Here is a 4200-nt window from a genome sequence, read left to right on the forward strand (position 1 = left end):
CGAGGTGTCTGCATCGCAGGCAAGCCAGCTCCCACAGAAAAAGGTGACCCGCTGTAAGAGCGCAATCACCAGTAGCCGTCACCCCAAAGCACCTCACAAATTACGACTATGCCGATAGTCACTGACCGCCTCATACACCGCCTTACGCAACCGATTGATCCCCCCAACCGGTCGATGCGCCTCCAGCCCAAACCATGGGTTGAACGACTGGTTGTCACAGGCAAGGTTCAACGCAGGCGTATCAAAATCCTGCGCGGGAATCCGCACCCTGGCCACCGTTTCATAAGGCGCATCGCTTTCCTTCCACTCAATGCTGGTGTCTTCAATCGGCATGAACTTCTGCGGATTCTGCCGCTGAATCTGCAACACAAAACACGCAGGTACCCGGTCGGTGGACAGTTGCTGGTTCAAGGCACTCCGCAGGAAATTCGGCAAGTCCTGGTTCTGCTTGGGCAGCACATATTCCGGGCAGCTTTGCGGGTCAGGCGCCACGCGGAATTTGGCATTGGCCGCGCCGAACTTGTAGGGCGATACCGAAAAGTAAGTGGCCTGTGTCGGGCTGGCGGGCGCCGGCGCCAAGGTCGCCAGGGCGATAAACAGATGGCGTATTTGCCAGCTGCGCGGGTCGGCTTTGGGGAAGAACGCCAGGACCTTCTTGCCGTCGGCCTGGGCACCAATGTTCTGCGCATACTCGGCCACATCACTGACAAAGAAGTTCGGATGGCTGAACATCACGAAGTCCTGTTCCGTGCGGGCTTGCTGGTCGGCCATCAGTTGTTTGCCTGGCACGTCGAGCAATTTGATCGCCATGCCCCGGGCATCGCGGATGCTGTCGAACTGCGGATAGGCGTTGCCGTTGGACAGCCGCATCTGTGCCTGCCAGGTCTTGCCCGGCTCGGCGAACACGCCCTGGCGCAGGGCCGGGTCGAGGTCTGCCAGCACGCTGACTTGCGCCTTCACGCAGCCGTGGGCCTTGGCATGGGCATCACGCAGGTAGCGTGTGCCTTCGCGGTGCTGGTCGACGATCCGCACCGCTGTCTGGATGATGCCCTGGGTCATGGCCGCTTCGCCGGGCGGGATCTGTTCATCCGGCGACACCGGGCCGCTGTGTTGCCAGGCGAACCAGGCAGTGGCTGCCAGCCAGCCGAGCAGGCCCAGGCCGATCAGCCACAGCAAGGTCTTGCCGAGAAATCTGCCCAGGCGCAACCAGACGCGGGCGAGCAGGGAGCGTTCGTTGTATTGGGATCGAATCATCATGGCAGTTGTTGCTCCAGCGGGCCGCCCAGCACTTTGAGGTATTCCAGCAGCGCCCAGCGTTCCTGTGGCAGCAGGCTGCGGCCGATCACGCCGTTGCCGCGCTTGCCGGCGCGGAATTCATGACCGCTGTTGTGGTTGCCGGTGATTTTGGTATCGAACAGGAAGGCGTTTTTGAACGCGGCGGTCTCAAAACCCAAGTGACGCGGGTCGTAGTCGAAGGTGCCTTTATAGAACGTGGAACTGCGCTCGTCCTGGGGCGAGAGCAGTTGGTAGATCGTCGGCACCGAACCGTTGTGCAGGAACGGCGGGGTGGCCCAGATACCCGCCAGCGGACGCGCCTTGTAGGCACGCAGTTCGCGTACGCCGATGGGCAGGCCGAAGCCATCCAGGCTTGGGCGTTCGGCCGGTGTTACGCCGGCAGCGCGGTAGGCGTGTTCCTCAACGAAGGCGGTGACGTAGGCCAGGCCCTGGGCCACGGACATTTTTTTCAGGTCCAGTGGCTCGGTCGGCGCCGGGTGTAGCTGGACATTGAGCTTGGCCAACTCCGACGGGTCCCACTGCAAGGCGCTCAGGTCAAAACGGTGATCGGCGATGTTGCCTGCGGCGGTCGGGTCGGTGCCGATGTAGTCCACCGGAAGCATTTTCAGTTGTTGCACCGGACGGCCATTTTCCTGGCTGACAGAGGGCACATGGCAAGCGGCGCAGTTCTCGGCGAACAAGGTGCGGCCCTGGGCGGCGAGAGGTTTGTCGATGGCACCGAACAGGTCCTCCGGCCAGGTCGGTGGTTTGAGGCGCTGCAGGGTTTCTTCGATCAAGTTCAGGTCACGCACACGAACGCTGGAAGGGTAGCGAGCATCACCCTGAAGCGGTTGGCCGGCGTTGTCGAAGAAGTTCAGGGTGGCGCCGACGCCGAGGGCCTCGCCGATATTGCGCGCCATGGGTTGCTGGGCCGAGCCGTTCCATTGCACCCAATCGAAGGTCCAGATATCCCACAGGTGCGGGTAGTCCACGGGGGCGTTGGCGATGCGGTAATTGTCTGGCGAAATCGCGTCACCAAAGCTGGCGTTGGCAATGCGGCCAAACGCGTCGGTGCGGCCTGGGCCTTCTTCGGTGGGGTAGAGACCGCGATGGGTATCGTTCCAGGCAACTTTGAGAAACTGGTCCAGGGACTGCTTGAACTCCACACGCAGTTGCTCTCTGTTGTTGTCGTCGTAATCGAAACCGAGCACTTCACGGGCAAACCGCTCGAACTTCCACGGGTTGTAATAGGTGGCGGCGAGGCTGGCCACCAGTGCTTGGCCGAAACTGCCGCCGCGCAAGGTCGGTACGCTGGAGGGCAACACATGCTGTGCCGAACCACCGTCGATACGCAGGGCCTGGCCTTTGACGTGCAGTTCGCCTGTGTGGCAGGCGGCGCAGGTGATGTCCAGGTATTCAACTTTGCTGTCAGCGTTCTGATGCCGGGCGAAACCGACGGGCAGGTTGCCGGGGTTTTTCGCGGTGCGGACTTGCTTGGGGTCAACCAGGAAGCCGAAGCGTGCCAGGTATTCAGGCGTGGCAAAGCGTTGCTCGGAGAAGGGCAGCTCCAGGGCCGTGAACCAGTTGTAATGCAGGCCCTTTACTTGGGTACCTTGGGGCGTGAAATAGTAGGTCTGGCGGTCGGCGGCACTCCATTGATCCTGGTAGTGCACCTGCTCCACGGGCACATAGTCAGGGAGCTTGGGGTTGACGGTGTAATAGATCACCACAGCCAGCATCAGGGCCAGCAGGGCGAGTATCAGGAGTAAAACACGGGAAAAAATGCGCAAGATAACTATCCTTGTCGAGTTGTAGCGCTCTTATGCCATCACACCACGGGTGCGGCAAGTGGCCATGAGCACGGTTACAGGTGGTCCCGCGATCCTTCGCGGACCCCTATGATGTATGAAAATGCTTTTAAACACGTGAACTTATCAGAAGTTTCCTGCTCAGATGCCGGTAGCCATTGGTCGTGGCCGCCTGATAAGCTCGCGACTTTATTCGATTGCCCTTTTGGCGCATGAACAAGGAAATAGCATGAAACAGCATCGGTTGGCGGCGGCGGTGGCCCTGGTTAGCCTGGTACTTGCGGGTTGTGATTCGCAGACCAGCGTAGAGCTGAAAACCCCGGCGCAAAAAGCTTCCTACGGTATCGGCCTGAACATGGGCAAAAGCCTTGCCCAAGAAGGCATGGATGACCTGGACTCCAAAGCGGTAGCCCAAGGCATCGAAGATGCCGTCGGCAAGAAAGAACAGAAGCTGAAGGACGACGAACTGGTCGAGGCGTTTGCCGCACTGCAAAAGCGTGCTGAAGAACGCATGGCCAAGATGAGCGAAGAGTCGGCAGCCGCCGGCAAGAAATTCCTCGAAGAAAACGCCAAGAAAGATGGCGTAGTCACCACCGCTTCCGGTCTGCAGTACAAGATCGTGAAGAAGGCCGACGGCGCTCAGCCTAAGCCGACCGACGTAGTGACTGTTCACTACACCGGCAAGCTCACCAATGGCACCACCTTTGACAGCTCCGTAGATCGCGGCAGCCCGATTGACCTGCCGGTCAGCGGCGTGATCCCGGGTTGGGTCGAAGGCCTGCAACTGATGCACGTGGGTGAGAAGGTCGAGTTGTACATCCCGTCGGACCTGGCCTACGGCGCACAGAGCCCGAGCCCGGCGATCCCAGCCAACTCCGTGCTGGTATTCGACCTGGAGCTGCTGGCCATCAAGGACCCGGCCAAGGCTGACGCCCCTGCTGCACCAGCCGCCAAGAAGTAATCGGCGCCTGAACACACAACGCCCCGTCTCGACGGGGCGTTGTTGTTTCTGGCCTGTGCGATCGTTCCCACGCTCTGCGATCGTTCCCACGCTCTGCGATCGTTCCCACGCTCTGCGTGGGAATGCATCCCGTGACGCTCTGCGTCACCATTGCGC

3 protein-coding genes are annotated in these 4200 nt (G+C 60.5%); 1 reads left to right on the plus strand and 2 read right to left on the minus strand.

Features of this window, described 5'->3' with window-relative positions; all coding sequences use genetic code 11:
• Nucleotides 1-93 precede the first annotated feature (93 nt).
• Both ACRESD_RS26815 and ACRESD_RS26820 read right to left on the minus strand, forming a co-directional pair.
• Nucleotides 94-1257, minus strand: a complete 1164-nt coding sequence (locus tag ACRESD_RS26815) for a catalase family protein (RefSeq protein WP_431753669.1) — start codon at nucleotides 1255-1257, stop codon at nucleotides 94-96.
• Complete coding sequence (locus tag ACRESD_RS26820; protein WP_431753670.1) at nucleotides 1254-3065, minus strand: di-heme-cytochrome C peroxidase; 1812 nt, start codon at nucleotides 3063-3065, stop codon at nucleotides 1254-1256. Before ACRESD_RS26820 ends, ACRESD_RS26815 begins: the two co-directional genes overlap by 4 nt.
• Nucleotides 3066-3312: 247 nt before the next feature.
• Between ACRESD_RS26820 and ACRESD_RS26825 the strand changes: the two genes are divergently transcribed.
• Nucleotides 3313-4044, plus strand: a complete 732-nt coding sequence (locus tag ACRESD_RS26825; RefSeq protein ID WP_431753671.1) for an FKBP-type peptidyl-prolyl cis-trans isomerase — start codon at nucleotides 3313-3315, stop codon at nucleotides 4042-4044.
• The last annotated feature ends 156 nt before the right edge of the window (nucleotides 4045-4200 follow it).

The organism is Pseudomonas sp., assembly GCF_050739995.1.
In the GTDB taxonomy this organism is placed as follows: domain Bacteria; phylum Pseudomonadota; class Gammaproteobacteria; order Pseudomonadales; family Pseudomonadaceae; genus Aquipseudomonas.